The following is a 2,221-nucleotide window of genomic DNA, read 5'->3' on the forward strand; positions in this document are numbered from 1 at the left end:
CTGCACCCGGGAGGGTGTGGGAGAGTAGGACACCGCCGGACAACCATTACAGTTGGAGCCCCGACCACGACGGTCGGGGCTCCACACATTTAACACACCATGTACCAGGAATCGGCGTCCTGCAGACCCGGCATCGCGAATCGGAGCGTAGCCTGAGCGGTATGGGGATGAAAGCATCGTCGAAGACATGGACAGTTGCCGTGCTGGCGTTCACGTTCCTGGCCGCGGGATGCGCAGCCCCTGATCAGATCCAAGGGAGCCCACCTGCAGCCAGTCCGGTTTCGGAGATTACGCCCGATGTGGCGTTGTGCCAAGGCAATGAAATTCCGCTGGAGGCGTTGGAGAACCGCAGGCTCGCCACGGAGCTCGGACCCGAAGCGCTGCCGGCGCTCAGCGGACGTGACGTGGAACAGTTCCACGCTGAATCTTGGCTCATCGCTCAGGAGAGCAGCAGTAGGGTCATGCTGATGAACAAGCTCGCCGAACCGAAGGACGATGGAACAGGCGACGTCCGCGAGTACGTCTACGTGATCATTTCCACTGACTCCATGGCTTCGGAACCAGGCAAACCGGTGTGGGCGGTGGTCGAGGCGTCCGCCTGTACGCCTACCTTGGACTTGGGAGATCTGAGGGCCGGTGCTGTGACCTTGGACCCTTCTTCACGGCCTGACCCCAACGGCAGCAGCGTCCCTTTGCTCGTCACGGAGTTTGATTGCAACTCAGGGCAGAACGCCGAAGGGAGGGTGAAAGTGGTGAAGCTCGTCGAAACGGAGACGACCGTGGAAGTCGTTGTCGGGGTTCGGAGAGCGGCGCTCGAGGCGGCTTCCTGCCAGAGCAATCCGCACACGCCGTTCACAGTCCACCTGGAACGCCCGCTGGGCGATCGCGCCGTGGTGAACGCCGCCGTCGTGCCTTCGCGTGAGATCATCCTGCCGTCCCGACGGTGATCCGCCGTACCAGGCTGCAGACAGGTAAGGCCCCGCAGATGCGGGGCCTTAGCTGTCTTAAAGCAGGGATCAGGCCTTCGCAGCCTTGGCAGCAGCTTTCGCGGCTTGCTTACTCGCGCGGACCTTTACCAAAGAGTCCGGATCCACAATGTCTGCGACGGACAGGTACGAGCCCTCCTCGCCGTAATGGCCGGCAGCCTCGCGCCAACCCTCCGCCTGGAGACCACACTGCTTTCCGAGGAGTGCCAGGAAAATTTTGGCCTTCTGGTCCCCGAAACCCGGCAGGGCTTTCAGCCGCCGTAGTACCTCTGCCCCGCTTGGGTTGTCTCGTGTCCATATGGCAGCTGCCTGGCCGTCCCAGTCCTGGTGGACTGTCTCGGCCAATGCCTGTACCCGTCCAGCCATGGAACCCGGGAAACGGTGGACAGCCGGAGTCTGCTTGAAGACATCCACAAAGCCGGCAGGGTCGAAGGCCGCTATGGCGCCGGGCTCCAGCGACCCAATGCGTGAGCGGATCTTCTCAGGCCCTGCGAAGGCGGATTCCATGGTCACTTGTTGATCGAGCAGCATGCCGGTCAGCAGCGCGAAGGCGTCGTCACTGAGGAGTTGGTCGGCAGCAGCATCTCCTGTGATGTGCAATTCCATGGGCTTATCCTCCCACCTGTGCGCGGCCATCTCCTAGGGGGCGGGCAGCCGGCCGACCAGGAGGATCTCGACTCCCCTCAGGGGGCTTACGGCCGCTTCGTCACGGAGCACCGGTTCGCGTGGCTGGTCACCCGCCAGCGGAATGTACGACGGCGGGTGGTTGGCTTTGTGGGTTGGGGTGTGGCTGTGTGCCGCGGGAGTTGGGGGTGTTCGTGGGGATTTCATGTGGGTTTCATGTGTGTCCTGTTGTGTTGGGTGGGGGTTGTTTGGGGGGTGGATTTGCGTTGGGGGTTGGGGGCGTGTATTGTTTTCTGAGTCGCCGGGAGCGAAACGGAAAGCCGGAAGGTGTGTACGGTTCGGTTGGCGGCCAATAATAATCCTTCTTTTCCAATGGCCCATTGTGGTGTGCTGCTTTGTGTGGTGTGCTGGTGGGTGATGTTTTGAGGGGTCTGTTGTTTGAGAACTCAATAGTGTGCCAAGTTTGTTGATACCGATTGTTTTATTGATTGGTTGAAATTTTTGCCGGATTATCATGCACCCCCGTGTGTGGTGGTTTGGTTTTCAGCTGGTTTCGAATTTTTGCAGCTGCTTCTTGCCGTGATTTCCGGTGGGGGTGGTTGTGTTTCGTT

3 protein-coding genes are annotated in these 2,221 nt (G+C 60.5%); 1 reads left to right on the forward strand and 2 read right to left on the reverse strand.

What is annotated here, in order from left to right; genetic code table 11:
- The first annotated feature begins 161 nt into the window (after positions 1-161).
- Entirely contained in the window at positions 162-947 is a 786-nt protein-coding gene (locus ACH488_RS21900; RefSeq protein WP_397326702.1) for a hypothetical protein, read from the forward strand.
- A 69-nt stretch (positions 948-1,016) separates the two neighbouring features.
- On the opposite strand, the gene ACH488_RS21905 is transcribed toward ACH488_RS21900, so the two are convergent.
- Together ACH488_RS21905 and ACH488_RS21910 are read right to left on the reverse strand one after the other, a co-directional pair.
- Positions 1,017-1,592 carry an HhH-GPD-type base excision DNA repair protein gene (locus ACH488_RS21905; RefSeq protein ID WP_397326703.1) on the reverse strand — a complete coding sequence of 192 codons (576 nt, stop codon included), beginning with the start codon at positions 1,590-1,592 and terminating at the stop codon, positions 1,017-1,019.
- Between the two features lie 33 nt (positions 1,593-1,625).
- Positions 1,626-1,817 (reverse strand): hypothetical protein, encoded by a 192-nt coding sequence (locus ACH488_RS21910; protein ID WP_397326704.1) that lies wholly within the window; start codon positions 1,815-1,817, stop codon positions 1,626-1,628.
- Between the last annotated feature and the right edge of the window lie 404 nt (positions 1,818-2,221).

This window comes from Paenarthrobacter sp. NPDC018779 (genome assembly GCF_044391085.1).
In the GTDB taxonomy this organism is placed as follows: Bacteria; Actinomycetota; Actinomycetes; order Actinomycetales; family Micrococcaceae; genus Arthrobacter.

What these genes read in the sequence shown, in the direction of transcription:
- ACH488_RS21905 (WP_397326703.1), bottom strand. Translation starts at nt 1,592, where the DNA reads ATGGAATTGCACATCACAGGAGATGCTGCTGCCGACCAACTCCTCAGT.
- ACH488_RS21900 (WP_397326702.1), top strand. Translation starts at nt 162, where the DNA reads ATGGGGATGAAAGCATCGTCGAAGACATGGACAGTTGCCGTGCTGGCG.
- ACH488_RS21910 (WP_397326704.1), bottom strand. Translation starts at nt 1,817, where the DNA reads ATGAAATCCCCACGAACACCCCCAACTCCCGCGGCACACAGCCACACC.